The sequence below is a fragment of the Herbidospora yilanensis genome (genome assembly GCF_001570565.1).
Taxonomy (GTDB): domain Bacteria; phylum Actinomycetota; class Actinomycetes; order Streptosporangiales; family Streptosporangiaceae; genus Herbidospora; species Herbidospora yilanensis.
In genome coordinates, this window is sequence record NZ_BBXE01000028.1 from 163,695 (window position 1) to 180,247 (window position 16,553).

General features: G+C 71.3%; 20 protein-coding genes. 11 read left to right on the top strand and 9 right to left on the bottom strand.

The window, feature by feature from the left end; all coding sequences use genetic code 11:
• The first annotated feature begins 65 nt into the window (after window positions 1-65).
• The gene (locus tag AW273_RS22910) at window positions 66-1,199 is read left to right on the top strand and encodes a cysteine desulfurase family protein (protein ID WP_062351537.1); all 1,134 of its coding nucleotides are present in this window, start codon (window positions 66-68) and stop codon (window positions 1,197-1,199) included.
• Window positions 1,196-1,486, top strand: a complete 291-nt coding sequence (locus tag AW273_RS22915; RefSeq protein ID WP_231515279.1) for a sulfurtransferase TusA family protein — start codon at window positions 1,196-1,198, stop codon at window positions 1,484-1,486. Before AW273_RS22910 ends, AW273_RS22915 begins: the two co-directional genes overlap by 4 nt.
• Before the next feature lie 36 nt (window positions 1,487-1,522).
• On the opposite strand, the gene AW273_RS22920 is transcribed toward AW273_RS22915, so the two are convergent.
• The gene (locus AW273_RS22920; protein WP_062351540.1) at window positions 1,523-2,509 is read right to left on the bottom strand and encodes a carbohydrate kinase family protein; all 987 of its coding nucleotides are present in this window, start codon (window positions 2,507-2,509) and stop codon (window positions 1,523-1,525) included.
• A 145-nt stretch (window positions 2,510-2,654) separates the two neighbouring features.
• Window positions 2,655-3,008, bottom strand: coding sequence for a HesB/IscA family protein (locus AW273_RS22925; protein WP_030450477.1), 354 nt, complete (start codon window positions 3,006-3,008; stop codon window positions 2,655-2,657).
• 160 nt (window positions 3,009-3,168) lie between these two features.
• On the opposite strand from AW273_RS22925, the gene nadA reads away from it, so the two are divergent.
• Window positions 3,169-4,323 (top strand): quinolinate synthase NadA, encoded by a 1,155-nt coding sequence (gene nadA / locus AW273_RS22930; protein WP_157556057.1) that lies wholly within the window; start codon window positions 3,169-3,171, stop codon window positions 4,321-4,323.
• A 4-nt stretch (window positions 4,324-4,327) separates the two neighbouring features.
• Here the strand turns inward: nadA and AW273_RS22935 are convergent, their stop codons facing one another.
• Genes AW273_RS22935 through AW273_RS22960 form a run of 6 tightly spaced genes read right to left on the bottom strand, consistent with a single transcriptional unit; the run spans window position 4,328 to window position 8,363 of the window.
• Complete coding sequence (locus tag AW273_RS22935) at window positions 4,328-5,041, bottom strand: SIMPL domain-containing protein (protein ID WP_062351619.1); 714 nt, start codon at window positions 5,039-5,041, stop codon at window positions 4,328-4,330.
• A 56-nt stretch (window positions 5,042-5,097) separates the two neighbouring features.
• Window positions 5,098-5,835: a maleylpyruvate isomerase family mycothiol-dependent enzyme gene (locus tag AW273_RS22940; RefSeq protein ID WP_062351542.1), complete on the bottom strand. Its 738-nt coding sequence runs from the start codon at window positions 5,833-5,835 to the stop codon at window positions 5,098-5,100.
• A gap of 9 nt (window positions 5,836-5,844) precedes the next feature.
• Window positions 5,845-6,393, bottom strand: coding sequence for a PspA-associated protein PspAB (gene pspAB / locus AW273_RS22945; protein WP_062351543.1), 549 nt, complete (start codon window positions 6,391-6,393; stop codon window positions 5,845-5,847).
• Window positions 6,393-7,286 carry a zinc metalloprotease HtpX gene (gene htpX, locus AW273_RS22950; protein ID WP_062351545.1) on the bottom strand — a complete coding sequence of 298 codons (894 nt, stop codon included), beginning with the start codon at window positions 7,284-7,286 and terminating at the stop codon, window positions 6,393-6,395. Before htpX ends, pspAB begins: the two co-directional genes overlap by 1 nt.
• A gap of 4 nt (window positions 7,287-7,290) precedes the next feature.
• Window positions 7,291-7,569 (bottom strand): PspA-associated protein PspAA, encoded by a 279-nt coding sequence (gene pspAA / locus AW273_RS22955; RefSeq protein ID WP_062351547.1) that lies wholly within the window; start codon window positions 7,567-7,569, stop codon window positions 7,291-7,293.
• Window positions 7,569-8,363, bottom strand: coding sequence for a PspA/IM30 family protein (locus AW273_RS22960; RefSeq protein ID WP_083949962.1), 795 nt, complete (start codon window positions 8,361-8,363; stop codon window positions 7,569-7,571). Before AW273_RS22960 ends, pspAA begins: the two co-directional genes overlap by 1 nt.
• Before the next feature lie 211 nt (window positions 8,364-8,574).
• On the opposite strand from AW273_RS22960, the gene AW273_RS22965 reads away from it, so the two are divergent.
• Together AW273_RS22965 and AW273_RS22970 are read left to right on the top strand one after the other, a co-directional pair.
• Window positions 8,575-9,135, top strand: coding sequence for a DUF3043 domain-containing protein (locus AW273_RS22965; RefSeq protein ID WP_232327553.1), 561 nt, complete (start codon window positions 8,575-8,577; stop codon window positions 9,133-9,135).
• A gap of 30 nt (window positions 9,136-9,165) precedes the next feature.
• The gene (locus AW273_RS22970) at window positions 9,166-10,170 is read left to right on the top strand and encodes an aldo/keto reductase family protein (protein WP_062351553.1); all 1,005 of its coding nucleotides are present in this window, start codon (window positions 9,166-9,168) and stop codon (window positions 10,168-10,170) included.
• 34 nt (window positions 10,171-10,204) lie between these two features.
• Here AW273_RS22970 and AW273_RS22975 read toward each other — a convergent pair whose 3' ends face one another.
• A complete protein-coding gene (locus tag AW273_RS22975) occupies window positions 10,205-10,414 on the bottom strand; it encodes a hypothetical protein (protein WP_062351556.1) in 210 nt (69 codons plus the stop codon).
• Window positions 10,415-10,531: 117 nt separating this feature from the next.
• Here AW273_RS22975 and AW273_RS22980 point away from each other — a divergent pair, with 117 nt between their 5' ends.
• The 6 genes from AW273_RS22980 to AW273_RS23005 form a co-directional block, all read left to right on the top strand.
• The gene (locus tag AW273_RS22980; protein ID WP_062351559.1) at window positions 10,532-11,188 is read left to right on the top strand and encodes an SCO2322 family protein; all 657 of its coding nucleotides are present in this window, start codon (window positions 10,532-10,534) and stop codon (window positions 11,186-11,188) included.
• Between the two features lie 121 nt (window positions 11,189-11,309).
• Window positions 11,310-12,281 (top strand): bifunctional adenosylcobinamide kinase/adenosylcobinamide-phosphate guanylyltransferase, encoded by a 972-nt coding sequence (locus AW273_RS22985; RefSeq protein ID WP_062351562.1) that lies wholly within the window; start codon window positions 11,310-11,312, stop codon window positions 12,279-12,281.
• On the top strand, window positions 12,278-13,057 hold the full coding sequence (locus tag AW273_RS22990) for an adenosylcobinamide-GDP ribazoletransferase (protein WP_232327554.1): 780 nt from the start codon (window positions 12,278-12,280) through the stop codon (window positions 13,055-13,057). Before AW273_RS22985 ends, AW273_RS22990 begins: the two co-directional genes overlap by 4 nt.
• A 37-nt stretch (window positions 13,058-13,094) precedes the next feature.
• Window positions 13,095-14,621 carry a leucyl aminopeptidase gene (locus AW273_RS22995; RefSeq protein WP_083949963.1) on the top strand — a complete coding sequence of 509 codons (1,527 nt, stop codon included), beginning with the start codon at window positions 13,095-13,097 and terminating at the stop codon, window positions 14,619-14,621.
• 67 nt (window positions 14,622-14,688) lie between these two features.
• Window positions 14,689-16,071, top strand: coding sequence for a dihydrolipoyl dehydrogenase (gene lpdA, locus AW273_RS23000; RefSeq protein WP_062351568.1), 1,383 nt, complete (start codon window positions 14,689-14,691; stop codon window positions 16,069-16,071).
• A gap of 29 nt (window positions 16,072-16,100) precedes the next feature.
• Window positions 16,101-16,553, top strand: a 453-nt coding sequence (locus AW273_RS23005; protein ID WP_304608019.1) for a biotin/lipoyl-containing protein, incomplete at its 3' end; no start/stop codon positions are given.

Here is a 16,553-nt window from a genome sequence, read left to right on the forward strand (position 1 = left end):
ATGCCGAGACACTTTAGCGCGGACCGGCACCGGTCCTCGTTCCAGCCCCCGTTAATGTCCTCACTGTGGCGTACCTCGACGCGGCATCGACCGAGCCCCTCCACCCAGCGGCCCGCGAAGCCCTGCTGGCGGCCCTCGACGTGGGGTGGGCCGACCCCGCCCGGCTCTACGGTTCGGCCCGGCGGGCGCGGCTGCTGCTCGACCAGGCGCGGGCCGAGATCGCCGAGGTGCTGGGCGCGCGTCCCGACGAGTTGTCGTTCACCACGTCGGGCACGCAGGCCGTCCACCTGGGCGTCCTCGGCGCGCTCCAGGGCCGGCGCAGGGCCGGGCGCCACCTGGTGGTGAGCGCGGTGGAGCATTCGAGCGTGCTGCACGCGGCGGGCGTGCACGAGGGGGCCGGGGGCGGCGTGCAGACCATAGGCGTCGCGATCTCCGGGCGGGTCGACCTGCCCGCCTTCGCCGAGGCGGTGGCCGCCGAGGGGGTCGCGGTGGCGGCGCTCCAGACGGCCAACCACGAGGTGGGCACACTCCAGCCGGTGGCCGAGGCGGCCGAGGCGTGCCGGTCGGCGGGGGTGCCCCTGGTGGTCGACGCGGCCCAGTCGGCCGGGCGGCTGCCGATCCCGCCGGGCTGGTCGGTGCTGGCGGCCAGCGCCCACAAGTGGGGCGGGCCGGCCGGGGTGGGGGTGCTGGCCGTCCGCAAGGGCACCCGCTGGCGTTCGCCCTACCCGGAGGACGAACGGGAGCTGCGCCGGGTGCCGGGCTACGAGAACGTGCCCGCCGTGGTGGCCGCCGCGGCGGCGCTGCGCGCCCGCGCGGCCGAGTCGGCGGCCGAGAACGCCCGCCTGTCGGCGCTGGTCGACCGGATCCGCGCCGAGGTCCCGCGCCGGGTGCCCGACGTCGAGGTGATCGGCGATCCGGTGGACCGCCTCCCCCATCTGGTGACCTTCTCGTGCCTGTACGTCGACGGCGAGGCGCTCCTGACCGAACTCGACAAGGCCGGTTTCGCCGTCTCGTCAGGAAGTTCGTGTACGGCGAGTACGCTTCGTCCATCACACGTGCTGGAGGCGATGGGCGTGCTTACGCATGGAAACGTCCGGGTATCGCTGCCCCGTGGGATACCCGAAGACGATGTCGACCGGTTCCTCACCGTTCTCCCCGACATCGTGCGTCGCGTCCGCCAGCGTCTGGGGGTGCAGTGATCTGGCGTAAGAAGTCGCCCGAGCCGCCTGCCGAAGCGCCCGCGCCGGTGATTCCGCCGGCCGCGCTGACCATCGACGCGCTGGGCCGCAAGTGCCCGATTCCGATCATCATGCTGGCCGAGCGCGTCGGCGAGGTGCCCGTGGGGGCGGTGATCTCGGTGCTGGCCGACGACCCGGCCGCCTTCACCGACGTCCCGGCCTGGTGCCGCCTCAAGTCGCACCAGCACGTCGAGAGCTACGAGCTGCCGCAGGGCGGCTGGGCGATCCACGTACGCCGGCAGTACTGAAAAAGGCCGCCCCGGGGGCGGCCTTTCGCGTGAGGGCTACGGGCGCAGGCAGCGCAGGTGGGCGCCGACCTCCTCGGCGGCGTCCTTGCCGTAGCAGGCGCCGAAGCGCTCCAGGAAGTCGGCCTGGCCGAGCTCGTATTCCTGGCCGCCGACGCGCTCCAGCACGTGGGTGGCGGTGAGGTTGCCGATCTGGGCGCAGCGCTCCAGGCTCAGGCCCCAGGTCAGGCCGGCCAGGAAGCCCGAGCGGAACGCGTCGCCGACGCCGGTCGGGTCGGCCTTGCCGCGCTCGGGGGCCGGGGAGACGTGGATCGACGGCTCGCCCTTGCGGTCGATGCGGGAGCCCTTGGGGCCGAGCGTGGTGATCCGCACGCCGACGCGGTCGAGGACCTCCTCGTCGGACCAGCCGGTCTTCTGCTCGATGAGCCCCTTCTCGTAGTCGTTGGAGAAGAGGTAGGCCGCGCCGTCGATCAGCTCGCGGATCTGCTCACCGGGCATGCGGGCGAGCTGCTGGGAGATGTCGGCGGCGAAGGGGATGCCGCGCGACCTGCACTCGGAGGTGTGGCGCAGCATGGCGTCGGGGTCGTTGGGGCCGATCAGCACGAGGTCGAGGCCGCCGACGCGGGCCGCGATCGGGCCGAGCTCGATGTTGCGGGCCTCGGCCATCGCGCCGGTGTAGAACGACGCGATCTGGTTGTGGTCCTGGTCGGTGGTGCACAGGAACCGCGCGGTGTGGTGGAGCTCGGAGATGTGCACGGAGTCGCAGTCGACGCCATGACGCTCCAGCCACGACCGGTAGTCGGCGAAGTCGTCGCCGACCGCGCCCACGAGGATCGGCCGCAGCCCCAGGCCGCCCATGCCGAACGCGATGTTGCCCGCGCAGCCGCCGCGCCGGATCTCCAGCTCGTCGACGAGGAACGACAGCGACACGCGGTCGAGCTGCTCGGCGATGAGCTGGTCGCCGAAGCGGCCGGGGAACGTCATCAGATGGTCGGTCGCGATGGAGCCGGTGACGGCGATGCGCACGGGGTGATCTCCTCGTTGTCAGCAGCGCGTGGACGCCCGCCGGATCGCGAGCCCCGCAAGAATACGCGATATTCAGGCTGACCCGGGACATGGCGAGACACCCGCGCGCCCGAGCGGGGTGCGCGGGTGTCCGGCCGGGCGCTCCTTAGTTGAAGGAGTCGCCGCAGGCGCAGGAACCCGTGGCGTTCGGGTTGTCGATCGTGAAGCCCGACTTCTCGATCGTGTCGACGAAGTCGACCGTCGCACCGATCAGGTAGGGGGCGCTCATCCGGTCGGTCACGACCGAGACGCCGCCGAAGTCGGAGACAACGTCGCCGTCCATCGAGCGGTCGTCGAAGTAGAGCTGGTAACGGAGGCCGGAACAGCCCCCCGGCTGCACGGCGACGCGGAGGTGGAGGCCCTCCTCGCCCTGCTGCTCCAGCAGGCTGCTGACCTTGGCGGCGGCCGCGTCAGTCAGGATCAGGCCCTGCTTCGTGGTCTCGCTGCTCTCAACCGACATCTTGGTGACTCCCAGCGTCTGTATCTGACGTCCTTCTAGAACGGTAGCAACACGTTGGCCCTGTCCCTACATTCCCGGTCCGGACACCCCACGGGAATACCTCCCAAAGCGGATGTGTAATTATTAGTCGTCAGTTCGACGATAAGTCCCCGAAGGGGGTGTGGTCGTGACGACCACGAGTCTTCCGCTCTTCGTCCTCGGGCAGGGCGTCGACCCGCACAGTGAGCGCGGTGTCGACTGCCCCGGTGAGCTGCCCCCCGCCTCCGACCCGGCGCTGGTGGCGCGGGCCCGCAAGGCCAAAGAGGCGCTCGGCGACCGGCTGTTCGTGCTGGGCCACCACTACCAGCGGGACGAGGTCATCCAGTTCGCCGACGTGACGGGCGACTCCTTCAAGCTCGCCCGCGAGGCGGCGGCCCGGCCCGAGGCCGAGTTCATCGTCTTCTGCGGCGTCCACTTCATGGCCGAGTCGGCCGACATCCTGACCTCCGACCGGCAGAAGGTGATCCTGCCCGACCTGGCCGCCGGCTGCTCCATGGCCGACATGGCCACCTTCGACCAGGTCGAGGAGGCCTGGGAGGTGCTGGAGGACGCCGGGATCGCCGGGGTCACGGTGCCGGTGACGTACATGAACAGCAGCGCCGACATCAAGGCGTTCTGCGGGCGGCACGGCGGCGCGGTGTGCACCTCGTCCAACGCCAAGAGGGCCCTCGACTGGGCCTTCGAGCAGGGCGAGAAGGTGCTGTTCCTGCCCGACCAGCACCTCGGCCGCAACACCGCCGTGCTGGAGATGGGCCTCGGCCTGGACGACTGCGTCGTCTACAACCCGCACCGCCCGAACGGCGGCCTGACCGACGAGCAGCTCAGGAACGCCAAGATGATCCTCTGGCGCGGCCACTGCTCCGTCCACGGCCGTTTCACCGCCGAGAACGTCGACGACGTGCGGGCCCGCGTCCCCGGCGTGAACGTGCTGGTCCACCCCGAGTGCCGCCACGAGGTGGTCACCAAGGCCGACTACGTGGGATCGACCGAATACATCATCAAGCAGTTGGAGGCCGCGCCGGCGGGGTCGACCTGGGCCGTGGGCACCGAGCTCAACCTGGTGCGGCGGCTGGGGGCGATGTTCCCCGACAAGACGGTCATGTTCCTGGAGAAGACCGTCTGCTACTGCTCGACGATGAACCGCATCGACCTGCCCCACCTGGTGCGCTCACTGGAGTCGCTGGCGGCGGGACAGGTCGTGAACCAGATCACGGTCGACCCGGAGACCACCCACTGGGCCAAGGTCGCGCTCGACCGCATGCTGGCGTTGCCGTGACGTTCTAGCGGAGCTCGAAGACGACCCTGACGTTGACGCCCACCGACTGGCGGCCCGGCGAGATCGACTTGTCGGCCGCCATCAGGTGGACGCCCTCGAACGGGATCGGGGCGCGCCCCTCGCCGTCTTCCTGCACGCTCAGCACCCGGCCCAGCCCGCGGCCGGTCAGCGCGGCGTACTGCCGGGCCTTGGCCTCGGCGTCTTTGAAGGCGGCGTCGCGGGCGGCGGCCAGGGCGGTCGCGGGGTCGCCGATCTCGAAGGAGATGCCGTTCAGGCGGGCCTCCTCCCCGGCGGCGGCGACCGCGTCGACGACCCGGTCGGCGATGTCGAGGTCGCGGACGAGCACCTCGACGCCCTGCCCGGCGCGGTAGCCGGCGACCTTCGGGTAGTCGTCGTATTCGGGGCCGAGGGAGATCTCGCTGGTGCGCAGGTCGTCTTCGCCGACGCCGGCGTTCAGCAGGGCGGTGCGGAGGGTCGCGGCGGCCCTGCGGGCGTCGCCGAACGCGGCCCCGGCGGTCGCGCGGCGGACCTCGACGCCGGCCTGGAGGCGCATGCGGTCGGGGGCGGCCGAGACGGCGCCGTTGCCGGTGACGGTGATCTTCGCGTCGTCTGCCACGATCCCGGCATACCCGGCCGGCGTGGCGGCGAACGCCGCCGGGGTGCTCAGCAGTCCGGCGGCGAGGAAGGCGGCCGCGGTCGCGTGCCTGAAGGTGATCATGGACGCGATCCCATCACCGCCCCGGCGCGCGCGGCCGTCGCGCCACGCCTCCTTGGTCACATCGTGGAGTTGTCGGCCCACCGCTTGAGCAGGGCGGCGTCGCCCTCGACGGAGTAGTCGCCGTAGCCGCGGCGGCCCCACATCAGCAGCAGGATGTCGGCCGCCGTCGAGGTGCGGACGGTGACCTCCCCGGGCATCGCCGACGGCTCGTAGGTGTAGCCGTCGGGGTAGAGCGTGACCAGGAAGCCCACGCCGGTGTCGGACTGCCACGACAACCGCTCGCCGTCGCCGGTCAGGTCGCGGGGCTTCCAGTCGGCGTAGGGGAGGTTGTCGAGCAGTTCGCCCACCCCGTCGGCGGCGACGGCCTCGTCGATGCGCGGGGCCTGGCCGAGGGCGATGGCGGCGTCGGCGCCGTGGACGGCGTTCTCGCAGAGCTGGCGGCGGGCCCACCAGACCACGGGGCGGGGGCCGGACCACGTCCAGACGACCGTCGACGGGTCGTGGGCCAGCAGGCCCCTCCTCAGCGGTTCGGCCCCGGCGGCGAACCAGTCGGCGTAGCCGCCGTCGCCGGCGGGCAGGCCCAGGTCGACGGACGCGCGGTCGAGCCGCTCCTGCCGGGCCTCTCCCGCCACGATCGCGGCCCGGCGATGGGTGCTCCCGGTGTGCTCGACCAGATCGCGCAGGGTCCACCCGGGGCAGGTCGGCACGGGCCTGGCCAGGTCGTGACCCCGGATGGCCTCGGCCATGGCGGTGATCTGCGCGGCGACCGCGTCGGCGTACTCCCGTTGGTCCACTTGGCCCCCCTACAGCCCGGGCGCTCCCCACACCGCGAACCAGCGGGACAGGTCGGCCTCGATGGGCAGGTCGCCCGCGAGAGTGCCGCGCGCCTGCAGTTCCAGGGCGTTGTCGCGCCGCTGGCCCGGCAGTGGGGCGAACGGGTAGAACGTGCCCTGCTTGTAGAGGTATACCAGGGCGAGCCGCCGCCCGGCGGGGTCGGCGAACACGACGGTCGTGCACAGCAGCGAGGAGCCGAACCCGGCGCCCTCCAGGCTGGAGTTGGCCCCGTGGAGGTTGGTCACCAGCGACGACACGTCGTCGTCGCGCACGGTCAGCCAGGTGAAGCCGTAGTCGTCCTGGCTGATCTCGGGGGTGCCGACCAGCGCCCGTACGTCGTCCTGAAGGCGGGCGAACGCGGCGCCCTCGGCGGCGCGGAAGCAGACCGAGCCCACCCCGGCCGGCCCGAACGCGGTCGCGACCTGCAGCGTCACCGCGGCCGACGGCAGCGCGAACAGCGCGTCGAGATCGGGCCTGGCCTGTTTCGACCGGCCGAGGAGCGCGTCGAACCAGCCCATCAGGCCTCCCTGCCGAGTTCGCCGGAGATCCGGGCGAGTTGTTCGAGCCGCTTCTCCAGCGGCGGGTGGGTGGCGAACAGGCTCGCCACGCTCTCCCGGTTGAGCGCGGGCGCGAAGTAGAACGCGTTGAACGACTGCGCCTCGCGCAGGTCGCGCGTCGGGATGCGGGCGATCTCGCCGGAGACCTTGGTCAGGGCGCTGGCCAGCGCGGACGGACGCTGGGTGAGATAGGCCCCGGCGCGGTCGGCGGCCAGTTCGCGGTAGCGCGACAACAACCGGGTCAGCACGAAGCTGACGCAGTAGACGATCGTGGAGACCAGCACGATGATCAGGCCGATCGGCAGGCCGCCCTGGTTGTCGCGGTTGCGGCCGAGGCCGGCGTACAGGGCGAACCGGGTCATCAGCCCGGCCACCACGCCGAGGAACGAGGCGATCGTCATGACCGCGACGTCGCGGTGGGCCACGTGGGACATCTCGTGGGCCAGGACGCCTTCGAGCTCGGGCGGGTCGAGCCGCCGGAGCAGGCCGGTCGTCACGCAGACGACGGAGTTCTTCTGGTTGCGCCCGGTCGCGAACGCGTTGGGCACGTCGCTGTCGGCGACGGCCACACGGGGCTTGGGCATGTCGGCCAGGGCGCTCAGGCGGTCGATCACGGCGTGGAGCTGCGGGGCCTCCTGCGGTGACACCTCTCTGCCGCCCATCGCGTACAACGCGATCTTGTCGGAGAAGAAGAACTGCACCAGCAGGAAGCCCGCGGCGATGACCAGCACGACGACCGCCCGCGCCCCGACGGCGATGAGCACCGCCATGAACACGACATAGAGCAGGCCGAGCAGGAACATGGTCAGGACCATGCGGCGGGTCAGCCCGGAGTCGGGCCTGAACCGGGACATGGCGCTAACCCGGGATGAGCCCCTGGTCGCCCAGCATCTCCCGGACCTCGTCGATCGAGGCGTCCGCGGGGGGCAGAATCAGCTCAGACGGTTCAAGGGCATCGTCCGCGAGGGGCTTGCCGACATGGCGAACCTTGTCGAGAAGCGCGTGCAGCGCGGAACGGAACGTGGTCTCGTCGTCGGCCTCGATGGCCGACTCGAGTTCGGTGTCGAGGTCGTTGAGCACGCCGAGATCGCCGTCGGCGATCTGGACCTGCCCCTCCCCCATGATTCGGACGATCACTACTGTGCCTCCCCCGGCTGACGGTATTGCTGGGTGTGCTGGGGCTGCGGCTGCGCGGCCGGCTGCCCCTGCTCGATGGCGCTCTTCGGCGCCGGGCCCTGCCCCAGCTCGGCCTTCATTCGGGCCAGCTCAAGCTCCACGTCGCCCCCGGCGCCCATGCGGTCGAGCTCCGACTGGATGTCGTCACGCTGTCCGGTGTAGTCGTCGAGCGCGCCGCTGGCCAGCAGCTCGTCGATGGCGCCCGCGCGGGCCTGCATCTGGGCCGTCTTGTCTTCGGCCCGCTGGATCGCCAGGCCGACGTCGCCCATCTCCTCGGAGATCCCGGAGAACGCCTCGTTGATCCGGGTCTGCGCCTCGGCGGCGGTGTAGGTGGCCTTGATCGTCTCCTTCCGGGTGCGGAAGGCGTCGACCTTGGACTGGAGGCGCTGGCTGGCGAGCGTCAGCTTCTCCTCTTCGCCCTGCAGGTTGTTGTACTGGATGCGCAGGTCGGCCACCTGGGCCTGGATCGCGGTGCGGCGCGAGAGTGCGTCGCGGGCCAGGTCTTCGCGCCCGGCGGCCAGGGCGCTCTTGGCCTGCGACTCACGCTTGGCGGCCTCGGCCTCGGCCTGGTTGATCTGCAATTCGACCCGCTTGCGGCTGGTCGCCACGTCGGCCACGCCGCGGCGCACCTTCTGGAGCAACTCGAGCTGGCGCTGATATGAGTAGTCCAGGGTTTCCCGCGGATCCTCCATCTTGTCCAGGGCCTTGTTGGCCTTGGACCTGAAGATCATGGAAAGTCTCTTCATCACGCTCATGCGCGTCGGCCGTCCCCTTCTTAGGTTGTGCGTGGGTGACCCCAGCCGTTTCAAGCCCCGCAAAGGCGGCCAAGGCCGCCTGGGTTCACCCTACGCATAACGCACGGGGGCGTCACTAAGTTGCACTCCCGGTACGCTGGACAACGTGTTCCGACGTCGTACCCAGACCACCACGGACGCTACCCCCGTCCCTGATGTTGATCCTAAGCCTGTGACGACCCCGGCGAAGGGCCGTCCGACGCCGAAGCGCGCGGAGGCCCAGGGGCGCCGGCGGTCACCTGTCACCGCGCCGAAGAACCGCAAAGAGGCCTATCGCCAGGCCCGGGAGCGTGACCGTCTGCTCCGCGAGAAGGCCCGCGAGGGCATGATGCGCGGTGAAGACCGGTATCTCCCGGCCCGCGACCGCGGCCCGGTGAGGAAGTTCGCCCGCGACTTCGTCGACGCCCGGCGGCTCCCGGGGCAGTACTTCCTGCCCGCCGTGCTGGTCATCATGCTGCTGTCGATGATCCCCTTCCCGATCGAGATCCGGCGCTGGGTGCTGACCGTCTACACGATGTCGCTGCCGGTGGTGCTGGTGCTCGTGGTGGGCAGCTCGTTCTACGTCGCGGGCAGGGTCAAGAAGCTCGCGGCCGCGAGGTTCCCCGACGAAGACCTGAAGGGCGTCGGCTTCTACGCCGCCATGCGGTCGTCGCAGATCCGGCGGCTGCGCTTCCCCAAGCCGACCGTCAAGCCTGGTGGCGACCCGGTTCCCGACAACTCCCCCAAGAAATAGAACTTCGTTCTGGTTGTCTAGAGTTGGCCCATGGAATTCCGCCATTTGGGCCGAAGTGGCCTCGTCATCAGCGAGATCAGCTATGGCAACTGGATCACCCACGGCTCCCAGGTCGAGGAGGAGGCCGCCCGCGCTTGCGTGAAGGCCGCCCTCGACGAGGGCATCACGACCTTCGACACCGCCGACGTCTACGCGGGCACCCGCGCGGAGGAGGTGCTGGGACGCGCCCTCCAGGGCGTGCGCCGCGAGTCGCTGGAGATCTTCACGAAGGTCTACTGGCCGACCGGGCAGGGCCCCAACGACCGGGGCCTGTCGCGTAAGCACATCATGGAGTCGATCAACGGCTCCCTGCGCCGTCTGCAGACCGACTACGTCGACCTCTACCAGGCCCACCGCTACGACGTCGAGACCCCGCTCGAAGAGACGCTGCGGGCCTTCGACGACATCGTGCGGCAGGGCAAGGCGCTCTACATCGGCGTCAGCGAGTGGACCGCCGACCAGATCGCCGCCGCGCTGAAGATCGCCGACCAGATGGGCTTCGACCGCATCGTCTCCAACCAGCCCCAGTACTCCGCGTTGTGGCGGGTCATCGAGGGCGAGGTCGTGCCGCTGTCGGAGAAGGAGGGCATCGGCCAGATCGTGTTCTCGCCGATCGCCCAGGGGGTGCTGACCGGCAAGTACCTGCCCGGCCAGCCGCCGCCCGAGGGCTCGCGGGCGCTCGACCCGAGCGGCGGCAACTTCATCAAGCGCATGCTCGACGACGACCTGCTGACCCGCGTGCAGGAGCTGAAGCCGGTGGCCGCCGACCTGGGGCTGTCGATGGCCCAGTTCGCGGTGGCGTGGGTGCTGCAGAACCCCAACGTGTCGTCGGCGATCATCGGGGCCTCGCGGCCCGAGCAGGTGCGCGACAACGTCAAGGCGGCCGGGGTCAGGCTCGACGCCGAGGTCATGAAGAAGGTCGACGACATCCTCGGCCCGGTCGTCGTGCGCGACCCCTCTCTCACGAGTACCAACGCTCCCAAGAAACGCCCCTGAAAACAAAAGGCCCGCCATTACCGGCGGGCCTTTTTCATTCCTGTGGGCGCAATGACATTCCCTGGTATTCAACCCGGTCGCCGTCGAGCAACGTCACCTGTTCGACACCGGCTTCCAGCAGGTCACGCCAGCTTTCGCCGAGCCACGACTCCGCGTCGGCCTGACTGGGAAATACCTCGCGCGACAAATCGGCGGCGGATACCTCACCACCATTAGCGTTTTCATAACGCCAGCGCCATGTCATGCCTATGCTCCTGTTCGCGGCCGGTCGTTCCCTCAAGGGGAAATCCGAAGGGTGCCTGGGAACCCTATCTCCCCGAGATCTCCCCGAGCGTCATCACCCGAGCACGGAGGCCATTCCATGCTGCCCTCACATCCGTACAAACCACTGATCCGCGTCATACTCGGCGCGGTGGCCCTGGCCGCGGTCTCGGCGTTCGCGCCCCAGCCCGGGCCCGACACCCCCCGCCAGTGGACCTTCTGGCAGAGCGACGGCCTGGCCTGGCTCGCGCCGGAGGCCGGCGCGGTGCCGGCCGACGGTTCGGTCATCGGCTGGCGCTTCGGCGTCTCCCCCGACGGCACCGGCACCGACTCGCCCCGCGAGGTCCCCGCCTTCGACGACGTCTGCGGCGGGCAGGCCGCCGCGTCGGGCCAGAAGCGCGTGGTCCTGGCGGTCGACTTCGGCGACGGCGAGGTCGACGCCTACCCCGGCGACACCCCGCCCCAGAGCACCGTGACCTGTGTCGTGGCCCCCTCGTCGGCGACGTCGCTCCAGTTGCTCTCCTCGGAGACGACCCGGCCGAGGGTCGACGACACCGGCAACGTGCTGGCCGTCAGCGGCTACCCCGCCAAGAACACCACGACGGGCCGGGAACTCCCGGTCAGCCAGGCCGCCGGTTCGCCCCCGGCCGCCGCTCCGGAGGAGGGCGGAACGCCCGTCCTGCTCCTCGCGGGCGGCGCGGTCGCGGTCGCGGCGGGTGTGGGCGTCTTCTTCCTCCTGCGCCGCCGGCCGAGCTGAAACCCGTTCCCCCAGCGCCGAGCCCGCGCACGGCGACCGCCGCCCGGCCCTTTAGGGTTTCGGGCGGCGGTCTCCTTGCTGGACGGGTTCCGCCGGCCGGAGGCAACGAGGGGAGACGGGGTTGAAGGTCGAGCTGACCGGGACCGGCGGGCCCGGGGGGTGGCCGTCCGACGGGTGCGCGTCGTGCCGGTCGGTGCGGCGGGAGCGCGCGCCCCTGTCGGTGGTCGTCGACGACAACGCCCCCCTCGACGGCTACGAGCTGGCCCGGACCGACGACGGCGACATCGTCGTGGGGCCCGACGGGGGCAGTCTGCTGTTCGCCGACGGGCCCGGCGGAACGGGTCCGGGGCCGGCGTTCGACCTGGTGCTGATCGATCTGCTCGACGACCCCTTCCGGCTCGGCGCGCTGCGCGGACGCGGGCTGGTCAACCGGGCGACGCGGGTGGTGGCCGTGGGGCTCGACCACCGGGTCCGGTCCGAGGCCGAGCTCGATCGGCGGCTGGCCTACTGGGGCGCCGTCCAGGTGCCCGACGGGGCGGTGCTGGAGACCTCCGACCGCGCGGCCCACGACCCGGCCGGCCCGCACCGGACGATCGTGCTGGGCGGGACCCGCTCCGGGAAGTCGGAGGAGGCGGAGATGCGGCTCGCCGGGGAACCCGACGTCCTCTACGTCGCCACCGGCGACGCCGACGGAGACGCCGCCTGGGCCGGCCGGATCGCCGCCCACCGGAACCGGCGGCCGGCCCACTGGCGGACCCGGGAGACCCGCGACCTGGAAGACGTGCTGGCCGCCGAGACCGGTTCGGTGCTGATCGACGGGCTCGGCACCTGGCTGGCGGGCGTCTTCGACGACCTCGGCGCCTGGGACGACCCCGGCCGGGTCCGCGGCTCCTGCGACGGGCTGGTCGCGGCCTGGCGGCGCACCCGGGCCCGGGTCGTCCTGGTCAGCGACGAGGTGGGGCTGGGCGTGATCCCCGGCCACGCCTCGGGACGGATCTTCCGCGACGCGCTCGGCGACCTGAACCGCCGCCTCGCCGACGAGTCGGAGGAGGCGGTCCTGGTCGTCGCGGGCCGCGTCACCCCGCTGCCGTGAACCCGTCTCCGGTGCGGGAGTGGGCGAACGCCTGGTGGCTGGCCGTCTCGCTGCTGAGCGTGCTGCCGGTGCCGCGGCATCCGGCGGTCGACGCGCGCGTCGCCGGGCGGGCGATGGTGCTCGGGCCGCTCGTCGGGGTGCTGCTCGGGGTGGTCGCGGCGCTCGTCTTCCGGGGGGCCTCCTGGCTGGGGCTCGGGGACACGACGGCGGCGCTGCTCGCCGTCGGGACGCTGGCGCTGCTGACGCGGGCGCTGCACCTCGACGGGCTCGCCGACCTGGCCGACGGGCTCGGCAGCCGCAAGAGCGCGCCCGAGGCGCTGGCGATCATGAAACGGTCCGACATCGGGCCGTTCGGGGTGGTCGCGCTGATCTTCTGTGTGGGGCTCCAGGTCAGCGCGCTGAGTCAGGTGGGGCCCCATGCCCTGTGGGCGTTGCCCGTGGCCGTGGCGACCGGAAGGCTGGCCGTCACGTGGGCGTGCACGCCCCGTTTCCGGGCAGCGAGAGAGGAGGGGCTGGGCAGCCTCGTCGCGGGAACAGTGCGGGTGCCGCAGGCGTTGGCGTCTACTGGCACCTTGGCGATCGTCGCTATGATCGCGTTTCGCGACGTTCCGGTGCTGGTCAGCGCGGTGCCAATCGGGCTGGCCGTCGCCTGGGTCATCCTCGCCACCGCCGTCGGGCGGCTCGGGGGGATCACGGGGGATGTGCTCGGGGCGCTCGCCGAGGTCGCGACCGCGGCGTGCTTGCTCGCCAGTGCGGTGACGTTCACCGACCTGTAAACATCCCCCAACCTATTGGTAGGACGAACCCGAGTTTATGAGTACGGAGAAAGCACAGCTAGCATCGGCTCACGTGACCACAGTGCGCGTCAATGCATCTGACACGGTCTCCATAGAGACCGATGCCCTCGTAATCGGCATCCACGCCACCCCGCAGGGCCCACAGGCCGCGGCCGGGGCCGCCGGGCTCGACCGGGCCCTCGGCGGACGGCTCGCCGCCACGCTGACCGCGATGGGCTTCGCGGGCAAGCCCGAGGAGATCGCCAAGTTCCCCACGTTCGGCGCGATCCCGGCGCCGCTCGTCGTGGCGGTGGGGCTCGGCGCCCCGCCCGCCGACGGCGAGTCCCTGGAACTGGAGACCCTCCGCCGGGCCGCGGGCGCCGCCGCGCGCGCGCTGGCCGGAACGGCGTCGGCCGCCGTCGCGCTGCCCGCCACCACGACCGAAGAGGCCGAGGCGGTGGCCATCGGCAGCCTCCTGGGGGCCTACGTCTTCAGCCGCTACCAGACCAACGGGCAGCAGAAGGCGCCGCTGGCCGAGGTGGAGTTGGTCACCTCCGCCCCCGAGGCCGAGAGCGCGGTCCGACGCGCCGCCACGCTGGCCGACTCGGTCACCCTCGTCCGCGACCTGGTCAACACCCCGCCGTCCGATCTGTGGCCGGCCCGGTTCGCCGAGATCGCCGAGGAGATCGGCGGCAAGAACGGGCTGACCGTCGAGGTGCTCGACGAGATCGCGCTGAAGGAGAACGGCTACGGCGGCATCGTCGGCGTGGGCCAGGGCTCGTCCCGGCCGCCGCGGCTGGTCCGGGTGGCCTACTCCCACCCGCAGGCCGCCAAGACGCTCGCGTTCGTCGGCAAGGGAATCACGTTCGACTCCGGCGGGTTGTCACTCAAGCCGTCCGCGTCGATGGACTGGATGAAGTCCGACATGGGCGGCGCGGCCGCCGTGCTCGGAGCCCTGCTGGCGGTCGCCCGCCTCGGGCTCCACGTCAACGCCGTCGGCTACCTGTGCCTGGCCGAGAACATGCCCTCGGGCACCGCCCAGCGGCCCTCCGACGTGCTGCACACCTACAGCGGCAAGACCGTCGAGGTCCTCGACACCGACGCGGAGGGACGCCTGGTGCTCATCGACGGCATCGCCCGCGCCGCCGAGGACTCGCCCGACCTGATCGTCGACGTCGCCACGCTGACCGGCGCCCAGATCGTCGCCCTCGGGTGGCGTACCGCCGGGGTCATGGCCAACGACGACGACCTGCGCGGCGCCGTGGTCGAGCTGGCCGGGGCGCAGGGCGAGAGCGTGTGGGGCATGCCCCTGCCCGCCGAGCTGCGCAAGGGGCTCGACTCGCAGGTGGCCGACATCGCCAACCTCCACCCGGAGCGGTGGGGCGGCATGCTGGCGGCGGGCGTGTTCCTGCGCGAGTTCGTCCCCGACGGGGTTGACTGGGCCCACATCGACATGGCGGGACCTGCCTTCAACAAGGGCGAGCCCCACGGTTACACCCCCAAGGGCGGCACCGGAGCCATCACCCGCACGCTCGTCGCCATCGCCGAGCGCTATGCGGGCTGAGCGCACGATCATCCAAGACAAGTGAAAAGATGCCGTACCACGGCAGTATTCATTAGGGAGCTTTCCAGTGGCTGAAGGCAGCGGCCCCTTCGACATCGTTGTCCTAGGCGGCGGTAGCGGCGGCTACGCCTGCGCCCTGCGGGCGGCCGAGCTCGGCAAGAGCGTCGTTCTCATCGAGAAGGCCAAGGTGGGCGGCACGTGCCTCCATCAGGGGTGCATCCCCACCAAGGCGCTGCTGCACGCCGCGGAGCTGGCCGACCAGGCGCGTGAAGGCGAGTCCTTCGGCGTGAAGACCCGTTTCGACGGGATCGACGTGCCGGGCGTGCTCGCCTACAAGGACAAGGTGATCAGCGGGCTCTGGAAGGGCCTGCAGGGCCTCATCAAGAGCAAGAAGATCACCGTGGTCGAGGGCGAGGGCCGGCTCACCGGTCCCAACCAGGTCACCGTCAACGGCGAGGTCTACACCGGGCGCAACGTGGTGCTCGGCACCGGCTCGGTGCCGAAGTCGCTGCCCGGCCTCGACATCGACGGCCAGCGGGTCATCACCAGCGACCACGCCCTGGTCCTCGACCGGGTGCCGTCGTCGGTGATCATCCTGGGCGGCGGCGTCATCGGCGTCGAGTTCGCCAGCGTGTGGCGCTCCTTCGGCGCCGAGGTGACCATCGTCGAGGCGCTGCCCCACCTGCTCCCGCTTGAAGACGAGTCCAACTCCAAGCTGCTGGAGCGGGCCTTCCGCCGGCGCGGCATCAAGTACGAACTCGGTCAGCGCTTCGAGAGCGTCAAGACCACCGACACCGGGGTCGTCGTCACCCTGGAGGGCGGCAAGACCCTCGACGCCGAACTCATGCTGGTGGCCGTCGGGCGTGGCCCGGTCTCGGCCGGGCTCGGCTACGAGGAGCAGGGCGTCTCGATGGACCGGGGCTACGTCCTGGTCAACGAGTTCTGCCAGACCAGCGTCCCGGGCGTCTACGCCGTGGGCGACCTCATCCCCACGCTGCAGCTCGCCCACGTCGGCTTCGCCGAGGGCATCCTCGTCGCCGAGCACATCGCGGGCCTGCCGGTCGTGCCGATCGACTACGACGGCGTGCCGCGCATCACCTACTCCGAGCCCGAGGTGGCCTCGGTCGGCATCAGCGGCGCGACCGCGCGCGAGCGCGGCCACGACGTGGTCGAGCTGAGCTACAACCTCGCGGGCAACGGCCGCAGCAAGATCCTGCAGACCCAGGGCGAGGTCAAGGTCGTCGCCGAGAAGGACGGCGGTCGCGTGCTGGGCGTCCACATGGTCGGCGCCAGGGTCGGCGAGCTCATCGCCGAGGCCCAGCTCATCTACAACTGGGAGGCGACGGCGGGCGACGTGGCGCAGCTCATCCACCCGCACCCGACGCAGTCCGAGGCCCTCGGCGAGGCCATGCTGGCCCTGGCCGGCAAACCCCTCCACGTCCACAACTAAGAGCCCTCTAAGGAAGACGAAGACTCACCATGCCTGTCTCCGTAACCATGCCCCAGCTCGGCGAGAGCGTGACCGAGGGCACCGTCACCCGCTGGTTGAAGTCGGAGGGCGACCACGTCGAGGCCGACGAGCCGCTGCTTGAGGTGTCGACCGACAAGGTCGACACCGAGATCCCCTCGCCGTCCGCCGGCTATCTGACGAAGATCCTGGTCTCCGAGGACGAAACGGTCGAGGTCGGCGCCGAGCTGGCCGTCATCGACGCCAACGCCGCCGCGGGCGGCGGCGCGCCGGCCGCGCAGGAGGAGCCGCCCGCCGCGGCCCCCGAGCCGGAACCGGAGCCCGAGCCCGAGCCGGAGCCCGAGCCCGAGCCGGAGCCCGTTCAGGCCCAGGCCGCCCCGCAGCCCGCGCCCCAGCCGACCCCGCAGCCCGCCCCGCCCGCCCCGCAGCCGGTCCAGCAGCCGGCCCCGCAGAGCGCCCCGATC